The sequence below is a fragment of the Streptomyces sp. NPDC045021 genome (genome assembly GCF_056432645.1).
Map to the genome: position 1 here is coordinate 252,352 of NZ_JBWKIQ010000009.1, position 15,610 is coordinate 267,961.

The 15,610-nt window shown below is 70.8% G+C and carries 14 protein-coding genes; 7 read left to right on the forward strand and 7 right to left on the reverse strand.

Features of this window, described 5'->3' with window-relative positions:
* Positions 1 to 144: 144 nt before the first annotated feature.
* Positions 145 to 1,170, reverse strand: a complete 1,026-nt coding sequence (locus AC07DC_RS26595) for an ABC transporter ATP-binding protein (RefSeq protein WP_478916998.1) — start codon at positions 1,168 to 1,170, stop codon at positions 145 to 147.
* Between the two features lie 87 nt (positions 1,171 to 1,257).
* A complete protein-coding gene (locus AC07DC_RS26600) occupies positions 1,258 to 2,520 on the reverse strand; it encodes an NYN domain-containing protein (protein ID WP_478916999.1) in 1,263 nt (420 codons plus the stop codon).
* Between the two features lie 210 nt (positions 2,521 to 2,730).
* On the opposite strand from AC07DC_RS26600, the gene AC07DC_RS26605 reads away from it, so the two are divergent.
* From AC07DC_RS26605 to AC07DC_RS26625, 5 genes are all read left to right on the forward strand, one after another.
* The gene (locus tag AC07DC_RS26605; RefSeq protein ID WP_478917000.1) at positions 2,731 to 2,892 is read left to right on the forward strand and encodes a hypothetical protein; all 162 of its coding nucleotides are present in this window, start codon (positions 2,731 to 2,733) and stop codon (positions 2,890 to 2,892) included.
* A gap of 287 nt (positions 2,893 to 3,179) precedes the next feature.
* Positions 3,180 to 4,496, forward strand: a complete 1,317-nt coding sequence (locus AC07DC_RS26610) for a DUF2252 domain-containing protein (RefSeq protein ID WP_478917001.1) — start codon at positions 3,180 to 3,182, stop codon at positions 4,494 to 4,496.
* A gap of 58 nt (positions 4,497 to 4,554) precedes the next feature.
* Positions 4,555 to 5,217: a hypothetical protein gene (locus AC07DC_RS26615; RefSeq protein WP_478917002.1), complete on the forward strand. Its 663-nt coding sequence runs from the start codon at positions 4,555 to 4,557 to the stop codon at positions 5,215 to 5,217.
* A gap of 48 nt (positions 5,218 to 5,265) precedes the next feature.
* Entirely contained in the window at positions 5,266 to 6,066 is an 801-nt protein-coding gene (locus AC07DC_RS26620) for a thioredoxin domain-containing protein (protein ID WP_478917003.1), read from the forward strand.
* 208 nt (positions 6,067 to 6,274) lie between these two features.
* Positions 6,275 to 7,279: a zinc metalloprotease gene (locus AC07DC_RS26625; protein WP_478917004.1), complete on the forward strand. Its 1,005-nt coding sequence runs from the start codon at positions 6,275 to 6,277 to the stop codon at positions 7,277 to 7,279.
* A gap of 4 nt (positions 7,280 to 7,283) precedes the next feature.
* On the opposite strand, the gene AC07DC_RS26630 is transcribed toward AC07DC_RS26625, so the two are convergent.
* Complete coding sequence (locus AC07DC_RS26630) at positions 7,284 to 7,901, reverse strand: dienelactone hydrolase family protein (RefSeq protein ID WP_478917005.1); 618 nt, start codon at positions 7,899 to 7,901, stop codon at positions 7,284 to 7,286.
* Positions 7,902 to 7,951: 50 nt separating this feature from the next.
* Between AC07DC_RS26630 and AC07DC_RS26635 the strand changes: the two genes are divergently transcribed.
* Positions 7,952 to 9,058, forward strand: a complete 1,107-nt coding sequence (locus AC07DC_RS26635) for a mechanosensitive ion channel family protein (RefSeq protein WP_478917131.1) — start codon at positions 7,952 to 7,954, stop codon at positions 9,056 to 9,058.
* 64 nt (positions 9,059 to 9,122) lie between these two features.
* Here AC07DC_RS26635 and AC07DC_RS26640 read toward each other — a convergent pair whose 3' ends face one another.
* The 4 genes from AC07DC_RS26640 to AC07DC_RS26655 all read right to left on the reverse strand — a co-directional run bounded on the left by AC07DC_RS26640 (position 9,123) and on the right by AC07DC_RS26655 (position 11,869).
* Positions 9,123 to 9,572 (reverse strand): GNAT family N-acetyltransferase, encoded by a 450-nt coding sequence (locus tag AC07DC_RS26640; RefSeq protein ID WP_478917006.1) that lies wholly within the window; start codon positions 9,570 to 9,572, stop codon positions 9,123 to 9,125.
* Entirely contained in the window at positions 9,572 to 10,513 is a 942-nt protein-coding gene (locus tag AC07DC_RS26645) for an RluA family pseudouridine synthase (protein WP_478917007.1), read from the reverse strand. Before AC07DC_RS26645 ends, AC07DC_RS26640 begins: the two co-directional genes overlap by 1 nt.
* Positions 10,514 to 10,580: 67 nt before the next feature.
* Complete coding sequence (gene lspA / locus AC07DC_RS26650; RefSeq protein ID WP_478917008.1) at positions 10,581 to 11,156, reverse strand: signal peptidase II; 576 nt, start codon at positions 11,154 to 11,156, stop codon at positions 10,581 to 10,583.
* Positions 11,157 to 11,275: 119 nt separating this feature from the next.
* Positions 11,276 to 11,869: a TraR/DksA family transcriptional regulator gene (locus AC07DC_RS26655; RefSeq protein WP_478917009.1), complete on the reverse strand. Its 594-nt coding sequence runs from the start codon at positions 11,867 to 11,869 to the stop codon at positions 11,276 to 11,278.
* A 566-nt stretch (positions 11,870 to 12,435) separates the two neighbouring features.
* Between AC07DC_RS26655 and ileS the strand changes: the two genes are divergently transcribed.
* Entirely contained in the window at positions 12,436 to 15,573 is a 3,138-nt protein-coding gene (gene ileS / locus AC07DC_RS26660) for an isoleucine--tRNA ligase (protein ID WP_478917010.1), read from the forward strand.
* The last annotated feature ends 37 nt before the right edge of the window (positions 15,574 to 15,610 follow it).

Genomic DNA, 15,610 nt, shown 5'->3' on the forward strand with positions numbered 1-15,610 from the left:
GCGAGCGGGGCGGCGGGCGCGTCCTCGCGGACGGCGGGGACCGGGTCGGGCGTGGCGCCGGTCGTGCCCGGGACCACGGGCGCGGCCGCGCTCACCGTGCGCCCCGGGGCGTACGGCGGGTCGGGAGCCCGCCACAGGCAGACGTCATGCCTTGACCAGTCCCTTCTGACGGCCGCCGAGGGCCAGGTACACGTCTTCGAGGCTCGGAGTGGCGAGCGTGAAGTCGTCGAGCGCGGCGAAGGCCTGGCCGCCGGTGATCTCGGCGATCACGGCGCGGGCCCGCGCCTGCGGAAGCCGGAGCGTCCAGCGGCGGCCGGAGATCTGGGCGTCGGGGCGCAGCGCGGCCACCTCGGGCAGCCGCAGCGGCGGCTCGTCGCGCCAGACGAGGTCGAGCCTGACCTCGTCCTCGACGAGCACCTTGAGACCGGCCGGGGTGTCGCAGGCGATGACCCGCCCGTTGTCGATCACCGCGACCCGGTCGAGTACGGTCTCGGCCTCGATGACGTTGTGGGTGACCAGCACGACCGTGGCCCCGTGCTCGGCGCGGCGGCGGTCGACCGCGGCCCACACCGCCCGCCGGGCGACCGGGTCCATGCCGGTGGTCGGTTCGTCGAGGACCAGCACCGGCCGCTCCCCCACCAGCGTCGCGGCGAAGCACGCGAGCCGCCGCTGCCCGCCGGACAGCCGCTTGATGGCCCGTCCCGCCAGCTCGGTGAGGCCCAGCTCCGCCAGTACCGCGTCGCGCTCGGCCCGCGCGGTGCGCGCGTCCAGGCCGCGCAGCCGGCCGGTGGTCTCGGCGGCCAGCGACACGGTCAGCTCGTCCAGGGCGGTGGATTCCTGCCCGAGGTAGCCGATCAGCCGGGAGGCGCGTTCGGGGTGGCGTACGAGGTCGTGTCCGAGCATGTCGATGGCGCCGGAGTCCGGCCGCAGCAGTCCGGTGAGCTGGCGGACGAGGGTGGACTTCCCCGCGCCGTTGGGTCCGAGCAGGCCGAAGATCTCGCCGCGCCGGATGTCGAGGTCGATGCCGTCGCTCGCGCGGACAGCAGGGGTCGCGGCGCCTCGCCGGCCACGCCCGGCCGGGTAGGTCTTGACCAGCCCGCGTACGGCGATCACCGCATCGCGGGCGGTGGCGGCTGTGCTGGGCGCCGCCTGCTCCGTGCCCGTACTCACGAGGATCGAGAGTACGCGTCGCGGCGCCCGGTCCGCGCCTCGGGTCCGGTTCTGCCCTCAATTGCCGGGCGGACCCCGATGTGCGGTCTAGTCGCCCGCTGGGGCGTGTTCGGCGACGGTGCGGGCGTCGACCTCGCGCCAGAAGCCTGCCCGGATGGCGTATCGGTCGTGCTCGTCGATCTGGTCGTCCTTGTGCGCGAGCAGTCCGAAGCGGGCGGCGTAGCGCAGCAGCTCACCGTCGATGCGGTGCGGCACGCGCGGGTAGTGCGTGGACAGTGCCTGCAGGTGGGCGGCGTCGGTGAGGCGGGCGATCCAGCGGCGGGCGAAGACCTGGCCGACCTCGAAGGGGTCGCCGCTGACGGCGGTGATGTCGGCCTCGCGGTCCGCCCAGCGCTGCTCGGCGCTGGTGAGCTGGGCGAGCGTCGGCAGGCCGCTGGTGTCCGGTACGTCAGGACCGTTGCCGGGGCCGCGGTCCGACCAGGTCTTGTCGGAGGACCAGCGGAGCGTGGCGTTGGGGACGGGGTGCGGGACCGGGGGCTGCTGGACGCGGCCGAGCCCCAGGAGGTCCTTGGGGGTGGGCACCCCCTTGGCGGCGGCAGCGGCGGCCGCGTCGGGGTGCTCGGTGTCGGCGGGCACCGGGCCCGAGCCGTTCTTCACCGGATGCGCGCCCGGGTGCGCGCCGGGGTGCGCGTCCGGGTGGCCGCCGGCGGCGCCGGCGGAGGCCGAGGGCTCGGGCAGTGGCGCGGACAGGATCGCCTGGATCTCGGGGCGCGGTGTGGGCGGCGCGCAGACGCCGGCGACCTCGCGGGCCCGGATCGCCCGGGTGATCCACTCGCGGTCCAGCACCCGGCGCTCGTCGGCCTCGGCGACCAGGTCCTCGGACTGGTTGTAGTCCCCGTCGGCGGCCTGCACGGCCCACAGGTGGACGGCGACGCCGTGTTCCTTCGCGGACATCATGCCGGGCAGCAGATCGCCATCGCCGGTCACCAGCACCACGTCGGAGCAGGCCCGGTTGCGCGCGAGCTCGGAGAGCTCGGCGTGCATGGCGGCGTCGACGCCCTTCTGCGCCCAGCGGCCGTCGGTCCGGGTCAGCGCGCCCAGCCGGACGGTGACGCGCGGCATGACGCGCAGCCGCCGGTGTTCCGGCTGCGGTACGCGGTCGGGGGCGCCGTCGAACCAGTAGATCCGCAGCAACGGCTGCCCCGTCTCCAGCTCCGCGCGTTCGCGGAGGCCCGCGACCACGGCGGCGTGGTCGACGGTGATACGCGACCGGGAAGGTTCACCGGCCAGAAGACTCGCCGCGGCGCCCAGGAGATATCCGGCGTCCACCAGGACAACGCAGCGGTCCATGTTGCACCTCTTCCGGTCGTCCCCCGGCACGGATTTTCCCCGAGTCTGCCCCAATATCGGGACGTTATAAGCCGGAACTCGATCATCGGCGTGGCGGTTTCCGAAATTAAGGGGGTCCTCCTCCACCACCTGCCCGAAATGCGCGCTTCGTACTCGCGTGCAAGCCTGATAGCGGTTCAACGTCCGAGATCCCCTATAGGAGGGACGATCGTGGGTAAGAACAAGAATCGCGAGCGCAAGGCCCAGGAGCAGGAACGCAGTCAGGCAGCGGAGGCCCAGGAGCAGGCGAAGAGCAGCGCCGCCCAGGAGCAGGTACTTCCGACGTCGGGGCAGGTCTCCCGCCGGCAGCAGAAGAGGTTCGGCCACAACTGACCTCAGGCCGGCCGTGCGCGGCCGGCCCGGGAGCGGTGGTACCTCACGGGTACCACCGCTCCCGTCGCCCTTCAGGGAACGCACGATCGAATTCCGTGGACTCCGGCATATTCGATGCCGGTATGCGCCACGTACCGTGTTATCCGGCCCCGGGTATTTGCGGACGGGTAATTCCCCCGTGCCGCCGTCGGCCACAGTGTGCCGTCCCGCCCCCGCCGCCCGCAGGCCCCCCGCGTAGGCTCGCCCGTTGAAAGATCTCCGGCACGAGCCCTGGAGGGGCGGCAGCGATGCCCATCGCACACACCACCGACGAGCAGCGCGGCGCGAAGATCCTCGACGTCTTCGGGACCGCTTTCGGCGAGCTGCTGGCCGCCGACCCGGCCGCGTTCCGGGTCAAGTTCCGCAAGATGGCCGCCTCCGCGTTCGCCTTCTACCGGGGCACGGCCTGCCTGTTCTACTCCGATCTGGAGGAGGGCAAGGACAGCGGGCCGTATGTGAACCGGCGCACCGGCCGGGTGTGGATCCACGGCGACCTGCACGCCGAGAACTTCGGCACCTACATGGACGCCAACGGCCGGCTGGTCTTCAACGTCAACGACTTCGACGAGGCGTACGTCGGCCCGTTCACCTGGGACCTGCAGCGCTTCGCCGCCTCCGTCGCCCTGATCGGCTACACCAAGGCGCTCGGTGACGACACGATCACCGACCTGGTACGCACCTACGCCGCCGCCTACCGCGCCCGCATCCGCGAGCTGGCCAAGGATGAGGGCCTGCCGCCGCTCACCCTGGACACCGCGCAGGGCCCGCTGCTCGGCGCGCTGCGGCACGCCCGCTCGCAGACCCGGTTCGGGCTGCTCGACTCCATGACCGAGGTCCGCGACTGGGACCGCCGCTTCCTGCCCGGCGGCGGCGCCATCGAGCTGGACGGCGCGACGCGCGAGAAGGTGCTCGCCGCTTTCGACGCGTATCTGGAGACCCTCCCCGAGGCCAGCCTGGTCCGCCCCGACAGCCACCGCGTCAAGGACGTCGTCGGCCGCCGCGGCATCGGCATCGGCAGCGCCGGACTGCCCTCGTACAACCTGCTGCTGGAGGGCACCACCGACGCGCTGGAGAACGACGTCGTCATCTATATGAAGCAGGGGCAGACCCCGGCCGTCTCCCGGCACATCACCGACCCGGCGGTGCGCGGCTACTTCCGGCACGAGGGCCACCGCACCGTGATTTCCCAGCGCGCCCTGCAGGCGCACGCCGACCCGTGGCTGGGCTGGACCGAGCTGGACGGTGTCGGCCAGCTGGTCGCCGAGGTCTCCCCGTACGCGGTGGACCTGGACTGGTCGGACCTCGACGACCCGGCGCAGATCGAGGCCGTCGTCGCCGACCTCGGCCGGGCGACGGCCGCCATGCACGCCGCCGCGGACGACGAGAGCGGCCACTCGCTGGTGCCGTTCTCCACCGAGGACGCCATCGACGAGGCCATCGCCCAGGACGAGGAGGGCTTCGCCACGATGCTGGTGGACTTCGCCCACGCCTACGGCGCCCGGGCCCGCGCCGACCACCAGATCTTCGTCGACCTCTTCCGCAACGGACGGATCCCGGGACTTTAGTCACCGGATCGGGGGCCTTTAGGTCCCACCTACTTGTCGGCATGGCACACTCTCCGCCATGAAGGGCATACGACCACCGCTGAGAGCGCTGCGTGCTGCGCTCTTCGCGGCGTTGTGCGTCACTCTCTCCTCCACCTCACACGTCCTGATGTCGCACACGCCCCTGCCGCTGTCCACGGTGGCGGGGGCCTACGGCGCCGTCTTCGCGCTGGCCTACGCGCTCGGCGGGCGGGAGCGCGGCTTCTGGCCCATCGCCGGGGTGCTGGTCCCGCTGGAACTGGCGGTGGACACGCTCTTCACCTCCGGGCAGCACACCTGCTACGGCCCCGGCGGCGGTCCGGTCACCGGCTCCTGGCGCTCCCTGAACGAAGCGCTGCTGTGCAACGGGGGCCAGGTCGGCTCCCCGCTGGCGGCCGTCCCCGGAGCGCCCGCCGCCACCGACCCGACGACCGGCCCGTGGCTGCTGCTCGCGACACACATCACCGTGGGTCTGCTCGCCTCCTGGTGGCTGCGGCGCGGCGAGGCCGGTCTGCAGCGCGTCCTGCGCGCGATGGCCGCCGCCGCGTTCCGCCCGCTGCTCATCGCCGTGGCCGCGTTCGCCGCCCCGGCCGCCCGGCCGCGGCTGCGCCGCTCCCGGTCCGGCCAGGACAGCCCCTCGCGGGCGCTGCCGCTGCTGCACTCCCTCGTACGGCGTGGTCCGCCGTCGCTGGTCGCACTCTGACCACCGGCTCGCCCACCCCATACGTACTGATTCGGAGACACCATCACCATGAGCAGCAGAAACAGCCAGGCCAACAAGCAGGCAGCCCGCGAGCGGCTGCGCGCCGAGCGCGAGAGGCACGCGAAGAAGGCCAAGCTCAAGCGCCAGTTGCTGGTCGGCGGCGCGGTCATCGCGGCGATCGCGATAGCCGGCGGCGTCGCCGTCGCCGTCAATGAGATGAACAAGCCCGGCGAGTGGGCGGCCGCGGCGAAGAAGACCCTGGTCAAGCCCGCCAACACCTCGGGCACCGACGGCACCACGGTCGTCATCGGCGACCCTGCCGCCAAGCACAACCTGGACGCCTACGAGGACATGCGCTGCCCGGTCTGCGCCTCCTTCGAGCAGGAGTCCGGCGCGGCCGTCCTCAAGGGCGCCACGGACAAGAAGTACAAGATCACGTACACCATGGGCACGTTCCTCGACGGCAACGGCGGCACCGGTTCCAAGAACGCGCTCAGCGCGCTGGGCGCGGCGCTGAACGTCTCCACCGACGCGTTCACCCAGTACCACACCCTGCTGTACTCCAAGGATGTCCACCCGGACGAGACCAAGGACGAGTTCGGCAGCGACGACAAGCTGATCGAGCTGGCCCAGAAGGTCCCGGCCCTCAAGGGCAACAAGACCTTCGAGGACGCCGTGAAGAACGGCACCTACGACAAGTGGGCGCTCACCATGAGCGACAAGTTCAACAAGGCCAAGGACGTCACCGGCACCCCGACGATCAAGCTGGACGGCAAGGCCATCGAGGTCATCAACCAGCCCTCCGCCACCGTCGTGGCCGCCATCGACAAGGCGATCAGCGGGAAGTGAACCGCCGAACAGGGACCGGCCGGCAGGATGCGGCCGGTCCCTGTCGCGTCCGGCGAGCGGACAGCCCGAACCGCTGAGCAGCGACCGGTTTCGGCCAACTGCCGTACCCCCGGGCCGATTCCCGCCCTGATGCGTACATGGAGATCCTCTATAGCCTCCGCTGCAGCGGTTACCAGCCGCCACTGCCGTCGTGAAGTTGAGGAGAACCATGCGTTCCTCTGTCCGACTCGCCGCCCGACTCACCGGTCGCGTCCCACGTCGCCTGCTCGGCGCCGCAGCGATCGCGGGAGCTCTCGCGTTCACCCCGGTGGCCGCCTCGGCGGGCACCGTCAGCGCCCACCGGGCCCCCGCGAAGACGCCGGCCGCCCAGCAGTGTGCGGAGGGCACTGCTGGGAACGCCGCAGCCCGCGAGATGCCCGGCGCGACCGCCCACGAGCCCAACGCCCTCACCCCGGCGCAGGCCAAGTCGATGGACCGCGACCTGAAGAACAGGACCGCCTCGCTGCGCCGGTCCGGCGTCAACTCCCTCAAGGCGAAGGCGATCTCGATCCCGGTCTACTTCCACGTCATCCACGACGGGGCCACCGGCAAGCTCACCGCAAGCCAGATAGCCGGCCAGATCGATGTCCTGAACAAGGCGTACGCCGGCCAGGGCGACGGCAACACCGCCACCCCGTTCACGTTCACGCTGCTCAAGACGGACTACACGGACAACGCGGCCTGGTACAACGTCGCCCCCGACACGGCCGAGGAGAAGGCCATGAAGTCCAAGCTCCGCAAGGGCGGGGTGAGCAGCCTCAACCTCTACAGCGCCAACCTCGGCGGCGGGCTGCTCGGTTGGGCGACGTTCCCCGAGTGGTACCCGGGCAACCCGAAGGGTGACGGCGTCGTCATCCTCGACCAGTCCATCCCCGGTGGCACCGTCACCAACTACAACGAGGGCGACACCGCCACCCACGAGGTCGGCCACTGGCTCGGCCTCTACCACACCTTCCAGGACGGCTGCACGGAGCCGGGCGACTACGTCGCCGACACCCCGCAGGAAGGCGAGCCGGCGTTCGAGTGCCCGGTGGGCAGCGACACCTGCGCCGCCGAGGGCCTGGACCCGATCAAGAACTTCATGGACTACACCTACGACTCCTGCATGACACAGTTCACGCCGGGTCAGGTCCAGCGCATGAAGGACTCCTGGCTGGCCTACCGCGCCAGCTGACGCCTCAGGCTTCGGCGTCGAGGTCCGCGAGGAAGCTCAGGGCGACAGCCCACGTCTGCTCCGCGGCCTCGGCGTCGTAGTCGTCCAGTTCGGGGTCCGTGTAAAGATGACCGGCGCCCCGGTACCGATGCACCTCGACATCCGCGCCGGCCTTCCGCATCTGCAGGTACCACGCGTTGAGCCAGTCCTCCGACTCGAACGGATCCGGCTCCGCGACATGCAGCTGCACCGGCAGCTGCTCCGTGGCCGCGTCGTCGGCGATGTCCGACGTGCCGTGCAGGAGCAGCAGCCCGCGGGCCTTCTCGTCGCCCAGCGCGAGGTTCTGGGCGATGGAGCCGCCGAGCGAGAAGCCCGCGTAGACCAGCCCCTGGTCGGAGTGCGGAGCCGCGGCGGCGACCGCCCGCTGGAGGAGTTCCTCGCGGCCGATCTCATCCTTGATCTTCATGCCCTCCTCGACGGTGTCGGTGGTCCGACCGTCGTAGAGGTCCGGGACGTGCACCTCGTGCCCGGCGGCACGCAGTCGCTCGGCGGCCGCTCGCACGGCGGGCCGCAGCCCGTAGGCCGAGTGGAACATCACGATTTTCACGGGGCTGCCTTCACTCGCTGTCGGGTACGCGTCCATGGTGCCAGTACCGTCGGGGGACAAAGCACCCAGAGGGAGCCCGCGTGGACATGGAGAACCTGCTGCGGCCGGTGATCGTCATCGGTACGTCGGTTGTGGTGACCCTGGTGGTCGGCTGGGCCGTGGACAGAACGCTCCGCAAGATCGACACACGGCACCCGGAGACCCCGCTGTGGGGCCTGCTGCGCCGCTGCCGGATCCCGTTCCAGCTGGTGCTGTGCACGGCGCTGCTGCGCGCCTCGTACCCGGCGGCGCATCTCGCCAAGGGCCACCGGGAGGCGGTCGGCCAGATCCTGAGCCTGGTGCTGATCGGCGCGTGCGCCTGGCTGGTGGTACGGGTCGCGTCGGCGGTGGTGGACGCCTCGTACGACCGCTACGCCTCGACCTCGCACAACACGGCCAGGGTCCGGCGGGTCCGCACCCAGGTGACGCTGATCCAGCGGGTGGTGACCGCGGTCGTGATCGTGGTGGCGATCGCCGCGATGCTGTTCACGTTCCCGGAGATGCGCACGATCGGCGCCTCGATGCTCGCCTCGGCCGGGATCATCGGCATCGTGGCCGGTGTCGCGGCCCAGTCCACCCTGGGCAACATCTTCGCCGGGCTGCAGATCGCCTTCGGCGACATGGTGCGGATCGGCGACACCGTGGTCGTGGACGGCGAGTGGGGCACCGTCGAGGAGATCACCCTCACGTATCTGACGGTGCGGACCTGGGACGAGCGCCGGATCACGATGCCCGTGTCGTATTTCACCAGCAAGCCGTTTGAGAACTGGTCGCGCGGCGACCCGATGATGACCGGAACCATCCTCTTCCACCTGGACCACTCGACACCCGTCGGCCTGTTGCGCGAGCAGCTGCACCTGGTGCTCAAGGAGTGCGAGCAGTGGGACCGGCGGGCCTGGGGCCTGGTCGTCATCGACACCACGCCGACCACGATCATGGTGCGGGCGCTGGTCACCGCCAAGGACGCGGACGACATCTTCACCGTCCGCTGCATCGTCCGCGAACAGCTGCTGGAGTGGGTGCGGCGCGAGCACCCCTACGCGCTGCCGCGGCTCAACACCGCGCCCGCACCGGGACTGGACGCGGAGCCGCCCCGTCCGCCTGCCGCCCCGCCCACCTCCGACGACATCGGCCCCGGACCCGGCGCTCGGTAACCCGGGGTCCCGGCGCGCACGCAGCTCCTGGGAGTGGACACCTCGGGGTGCCGCAGGCGGGCCGTCAGCCCAGGGAGCGCCGCATGGCGCGGTGCGCGATGCCCGCGTCGGGGAATTCCGGCCCGTACGCGATGTAGCCCAGCCGCTCGTAGAAGGCGATCGCGTGCACCTGGGCCTCCAGGTAGACACCCGCGAGCCCGAGCCGGCGGGCCTCGTCCTCCAGCGCGGTGACCAGCCGGGCTCCGACGCCGGCGCCGCGGGCGGGCTTGAGCACGGCGAGCCGGCCGAGCACCGCGGTGTCGGGGTCGCCGCCGTTCTTGGCGGCCGCGTCGGCGCCCAGCAGCAGCCGTCCGGTACCGGCGTCCTCGGCCAGCACGTGCACGGCGCGGTCGTCCTTGCCGTCCCACTCCAGCTCGGCCGGGACGTTCTGCTCGACGACGAAGACCTCGTGACGGATGGCGTGCACGGCCGCCATGCCGTCGGCGTCCTGCGCCGCGACAACCCGGACGTGCATCAGACGCTGTCCTCCCGGACGACGTCCAGGGCGTGCTGCAGGTCGTCGGCGTACGCGCTCTCGAACTCGACCCACTGGCCGTCCGACGGGTGCTCGAAGCCGAGCTTGACGGCGTGCAGCCACTGCCGGCTCAGGCCGAGGCGCTTGGAGAGCGTCGGGTCGGCGCCGTACGTGAGGTCGCCGACGCAGGGGTGGCGGTGGGCGGACATGTGCACCCGGATCTGGTGGGTGCGGCCGGTCTCCAGCTTGATGTCGAGCAGGCTGGCGTGCCGGAACGCCTCGATGAGGTCGTAGTGCGTGACGCTGGGCTTGCCCTCGTGGATCACGGCCCACTTGTAGTCGTGGGTGGGGTGCCGGCCGATCGGGGCGTCGATGGTGCCGCTCATCGGGTCCGGGTGGCCCTGCACCAGCGCGTGGTAGCGCTTGTCGACCACGCGCTCGCGGAACTGCTGCTTGAGCAGCGTGTAGGCGCGCTCGGACTTGGCGACGACCATCAGCCCCGAGGTGCCCACGTCGAGACGGTGCACGATGCCCTGGCGCTCGGCGGCACCGGAGGTGGAGATGCGGTAGCCGGCGGCGGCGAGACCGCCGATGACGGTCGTGCCGGTCCAGCCGGGGCTGGGGTGCGCGGCCACACCGACCGGCTTGGAGATCACCACGATGTCGTCGTCGTCATGGACGATCACCATGCCCTCGACGGCCTCGGCCACGATCTGCACGGGCGCGGGCGGCGCCGGCATCTCGACCTCCAGCCAGGCTCCGCCGTGCACCCGGTCGGACTTCATCGCGGGGCTGCCGTCGATGGAGACCTTCCCGGAAGCAGCCAACTCCGCCGCCTTGGTGCGCGAAAAGCCGAACATACGCGCGATGGCGGCGTCGACGCGCTCGCCTTCTAGGCCGTCGGGTACGGGCAGGGTCCGGGTCTCGGGAAGGGTACTCACCTGGTCGAGTATGACGGACAACGGTGGCAGCTCCGTCCGGGCGGCTCAGTCCCGGCCCGGTCCCGGTCTAGTCCCGGTGCAGGGTGCCGTCCGGATCGAGGCCGCGGAAGGACAGCAGCACGATCAGGATGCCGCCGCAGACGATCGCGGAGTCGGCGAGGTTGAAGACCGCGAAGTGGGCGGGTGCGATGAAGTCCACCACATGCCCCTCCAGGAACCCCGGCGAGCGGAAGACCCGGTCCGTGAGGTTGCCGAACGCCCCGCCGAGCAGCAGACCCAGCGCGATCGCCCAGGGCAGGCTGTAGAGCCTGCGCGCCAGCCGGGCGATGACCACGATCACCCCGGCCGCGATGATCGTGAAGATGATCGTCATGCCCTGGCCGAAGCCGAAGGCCGCGCCGCCGTTGCGGATCGCCTCGAGCCGCAGCCAGCTGCCGAGCAGGTCGATCGGGGTGTCCCGGTGTTCGAGGCTGGTCACCACCCAGAGCTTGGACAGCAGGTCCAGGGCGTACGCCAGCGCCGCGACCGCGAGCAGGATGACGATGCGCCGCTTGCCCCTGGGTGCGGTGAGCGGCGCCTCCTCAGGAGCCCCGGGCGCTGCCGCTTCGTCCCGTTCCTCGATGCCGTGCTCCGCTTCCGTCACGTGAATCCCTCAGCGCTTGTGCAGCTTGTGCCGGCCAGGCCGGATCCTGGCTGTTCACGAGGGTACGGCACGCCCGCGCGCGAGGGTCTCCCACCACCGAATACCGAAAAGTGGGGAGGTCAGCGGCGCTCCTGCCGCTGCTTGCAGTCGATGCACAGCGTGGCCCGCGGGAACGCCTGCATCCGCGCCTTGCCGATCGGGTTGCCGCAGGACTCGCAGCGACCGTAGGTGCCCTCGTCGAGCCGCTCCAGGGCGTGCTCGGACTGGGCGAGCATCTCGCGGGCCGTCGCGGCCAGCGACATCTCGTGTTCCCTGGTGATGTTCTTGGTGCCGGTGTCGGCGTCGTCGTCACCCGCGCCGCCCCCGGAGTCACGCAGCAGCCCCGCCACCGACTCCTCCGAGGACGTGATCTCGGCCCGCAGCCGTTCGGCCTCCGCGAGCAGCTCGCCGCGGGCTTCCAGGACCTCCGACGCGGACCAGGGGTCCTCCCCCGGCCGGACCGGGAGCACCCCGGGCTCGTCGGCCGCCCGGGATGCGGGAACCGCGGACGCGACCGTACCGGCCACCGTCTTCTTCGCAACCACTTTCTTGGCTCCCGTCTTCTTCGCTACCGCGGTCTTCTTCGCCACGACCTTCTTCACGGCCTTCTTGGCGACAGCGGCCGCCTTCTTCGCCGGTGTCGTCTTCTTGGCGGCGGTCTTCTTCACGACCATGGCCGCGACCCCTTCACATTTTGTGATGTTGCTCGCGAATCGTGCCGGAACGGTAAAACGGCTCCGGACCCGCGGCAACGGGGCACGCCGCTTGATCCCCCTGTCGCGCCCGGTGGGCCGACAGGTCTGCATGCTGTGTGCCCAGGTGTTCCACCAGGTATTCCGGTATTCACCGGTAGTGACGCCGTACGGCGGGACTTCGGTTGTCCTCGTCAGGCCATTCGGGTCAGCCGGACGCCCCGCCGACCCGCGAAACCGGGCCGACACGGCGGCCCCCGTCCCCTTACACTGGCCGAAGCGAAAAGCGTGGAAAGGGACGAGTAGCGCCGCACGCAGCCAAGAGCGACCCGGGGACGGTGGAAGCCCGGGGGTGTGCGCGACGCGAAGATCACCCCGGAGCCGCCGGAAGAAAGCCGCAGGGCGAGTAGAACCGGCATCGCGTCCCCAATCAAGGGGGTCCAGGAGGCGCCGCCTCCCGGGCCAAGAAGGGTGGTACCGCGGGAGCCCAGGCTCTCGTCCCTTCGTCGGAACACGGAACACGTGACAGTCCGCCGGAGGCACCACCGATGACGCCGCAGTACCGCCAGGTACCCGCCCAGGTCGACCTGCCCGCTCTCGAGCACGAGGTGCTCGGCTTCTGGAGCGAGAACAAGATCTTCGCCCGCTCCCTCGAACAGTCCGAGGGGCTGCCCGAGTGGGTCTTCTACGAGGGCCCGCCGACCGCCAACGGCATGCCGGGCGCGCACCACATCGAGGCCCGCGTCTTCAAGGACGTCTTCCCCCGCTTCAAGACCATGCGGGGCCACCACGTGACCCGCAAGGCCGGCTGGGACTGCCACGGCCTGCCCGTCGAGCTGGCCGTCGAGAAGGAACTCGGGTTCACCAGCAAGCAGGACATCGAGGACTACGGCATCGCCGAGTTCAACGCGAAGTGCCGCGAGTCGGTAACCCGCCACACCGACGCGTTCACCGAGCTGACGACCCGCATGGGCTACTGGGTCGACCTGGAGGACGCCTACCGCACGATGGACCCGGAGTACGTGGAGTCCGTGTGGTGGTCGCTGAAGCAGATCTTCGACAAGGACCTGCTGGTCCAGGATTACCGCGTCGCCCCCTGGTGCCCCAAGGACCAGACGGGCCTGTCCGACCACGAACTGGCGCAGGGGTACGAGACGATCGTCGACCCCTCCGTCTTCGTCCGCTTCCCGCTGACCTCCGGCCCGCTCGCGGGCGACGCCGCCCTCCTCGTCTGGACGACCACCCCCTGGACCCTGGTGTCCAACACCGCCGTCGCCACGCACCCCGCCGTCACCTACGTGGTGGCGACCGACGGCAACGAGAAGCTGGTCGTCGCCGAGCCGCTGCTGGAGAAGGCCCTCGGTGAGGGCTGGACCGCCACCGGTGTCAGCTTCACCGGCGCCGAGATGGAGCGCTGGACCTACGAGCGGCCCTTCGACTTCGTCGAGATCCCGGACGCGCACTACATCGTCAACGCCGAGTACGTCACCACCGAGGACGGCACCGGTCTGGTCCACCAGTCCCCCGCCTTCGGTGAGGACGACCTCAAGGTCTGCCGCGCCTACGGCCTCCCCGTGGTGAACCCGGTCCGCCCCGACGGCACCTTCGAGCCGGAGGTCCCGCTCGTCGGCGGCGAGTTCTTCAAGAAGGCGGACGAGAAGCTCGTCGCGGAGCTCCAGGCGACCAACCGCCTCTTCCGCCACGTCCCGTACGAGCACAGCTACCCGCACTGCTGGCGCTGCCACACCGCGCTGCTCTACTACGCGCAGCCGTCCTGGTACATCCGCACCACCGCCGTCAAGGAGGCGATGCTGCGCGAGAACGAGAAGACCAACTGGTACCCGGACTCGGTCAAGCAGGGCCGCTTCGGCGACTGGCTGAACAACAACGTCGACTGGGCCCTCTCCCGCAACCGCTACTGGGGCACCCCGCTCCCGATCTGGCGCTGCGAGGAGAACCACCTCACCTGCGTGGGCAGCCTCGCCGACCTCTCCGACCTCACGGGCACCGACCAGAGCAACCTGGACCCGCACCGCCCCTACATCGACGACGTCACGTTCACCTGCACCACCGAGGGCTGCGCCCTCACCGCCACCCGCGTCCCCGAGGTCATCGACGCCTGGTACGACTCCGGATCGATGCCCTTCGCGCAGTGGGGCTACCCGCACCGCAACAAGGAGATCTTCGAGAAGAGCTACCCCGCGCAGTTCATCTCCGAGGCGATCGACCAGACCCGCGGCTGGTTCTACACGCTGATGGCCGTCGGCACCCTGGTCTTCGACCGGTCCTCCTACGAGAACGTGGTCTGCCTGGGCCACATCCTCGCCGAGGACGGCCGCAAGATGTCCAAGCACCTGGGCAACACCCTGGAGCCCATCGCGCTCATGGACCAGCACGGCGCCGACGCCGTCCGCTGGTTCATGGCGGCCGGCGGCTCGCCCTGGTCCGCCCGCCGGGTCGGCCACGGCACGATCCAGGAGGTGGTCCGCAAGACCCTCCTCACCTACTGGAACACCGTCGCCTTCCAGGCCCTGTACGCCCGCACCGCCGGCTGGACCCCCGGCGCGAGCGACCCTGCCCCGGCCGGCCGCCCGCTGCTGGACCGCTGGCTCCTGGGCGAGCTGCACACGCTGACCCGTGACGTCACCGCGTCCCTGGAGTCGTACGACACCCAGCGCGCGGGCAAGCTGCTCTCCTCCTTCGTCGACGACCTCTCCAACTGGTACGTCCGCCGCTCGCGCCGCCGCTTCTGGCAGGGCGACGCCGCAGCCCTGCGCACCCTGCACGACGTGGTCGAGACGGTCACCCGCCTGATGGCCCCGCTGACGCCGTTCATCGCCGAGCGGGTCTGGCAGGACCTCGTCGTCCCGGTCACCCCGGGCGCCCCGGACTCCGTCCACCTCGCCTCGTGGCCGACCGCCGACGAGTCCGCGATCAACCCGACCCTCTCCGAGCAGATGCTGCTCGTCCGCCGCCTGGTGGAACTGGGCCGCGCGACCCGCGCCGAATCCGGGGTCAAGACCCGCCAGCCGCTCTCCCGCGCCCTGGTGGCCGCCTCGGGCTTCGAGTCCCTCGACCCAGCCCTGCACACGCAGATCACCGAGGAACTCAACGTGATCTCCCTCGCCTCGCTCTCCGAGGTCGGCGGATCCCTGGTCGACACGACGGCCAAGGCGAACTTCCGGGCCCTCGGCAAGCGCTTCGGCAAGGGCGTCCAGGACGTCGCAAAGGCCGTCGCGGCGGCCGACGCGGCCGCGCTCTCCGCGGCCCTGCGCGACGGCACCGCCTCCGTCGAGCTCAACGGCGAGCAGATCCCGCTCTCCCCGGACGAGGTGATCATCACCGAGACCCCGCGCGAGGGCTGGTCCGTGGCCTCCGACTCCGGCGCCACCGTCGCCCTGGACCTGGAGATCACCCCGGAACTCCGCCTGGCGGGCCTGGCCCGCGACGCGATCCGCCTGATCCAGGAGGCTCGCAAGAACTCGGGCCTGGACGTGGCGGACCGCATCGCCGTCCGCTGGCAGTCAGCAGACGAAGACCTGACCACAGCCCTCACAGAACACGCCACCCTGATCGCGGACGAGGTCCTGGCCACAGACTTCGCCCAGGGCACCCCCGAAGCGACCTACGGCGAAGCATTCACGGACCCCCAACTGGGCCTGACCTTCCACCTGCGCAAGCAGTAAGAACACAGAAGGCCGCCGCCCACCAAACCAGGTGGGC

Bases quoted from the DNA above. Each gene is read 5' to 3' on its own strand.
- AC07DC_RS26620 (WP_478917003.1), top strand. From the start codon at position 5,266: ATGAGCAGCAGAAACAGCCAGGCCAACAAGCAGGCAGCCCGCGAGCGG.
- AC07DC_RS26635 (WP_478917131.1), top strand. From the start codon at position 7,952: ATGGAGAACCTGCTGCGGCCGGTGATCGTCATCGGTACGTCGGTTGTG.
- AC07DC_RS26655 (WP_478917009.1), bottom strand. From the start codon at position 11,869: ATGGTCGTGAAGAAGACCGCCGCCAAGAAGACGACACCGGCGAAGAAG.
- AC07DC_RS26625 (WP_478917004.1), top strand. From the start codon at position 6,275: ATGCGTTCCTCTGTCCGACTCGCCGCCCGACTCACCGGTCGCGTCCCA.
- AC07DC_RS26615 (WP_478917002.1), top strand. From the start codon at position 4,555: ATGAAGGGCATACGACCACCGCTGAGAGCGCTGCGTGCTGCGCTCTTC.
- ileS (WP_478917010.1), top strand. From the start codon at position 12,436: ATGACGCCGCAGTACCGCCAGGTACCCGCCCAGGTCGACCTGCCCGCT.
- AC07DC_RS26600 (WP_478916999.1), bottom strand. From the start codon at position 2,520: ATGGACCGCTGCGTTGTCCTGGTGGACGCCGGATATCTCCTGGGCGCC.
- AC07DC_RS26630 (WP_478917005.1), bottom strand. From the start codon at position 7,901: ATGGACGCGTACCCGACAGCGAGTGAAGGCAGCCCCGTGAAAATCGTG.
- AC07DC_RS26640 (WP_478917006.1), bottom strand. From the start codon at position 9,572: ATGCACGTCCGGGTTGTCGCGGCGCAGGACGCCGACGGCATGGCGGCC.
- AC07DC_RS26610 (WP_478917001.1), top strand. From the start codon at position 3,180: ATGCCCATCGCACACACCACCGACGAGCAGCGCGGCGCGAAGATCCTC.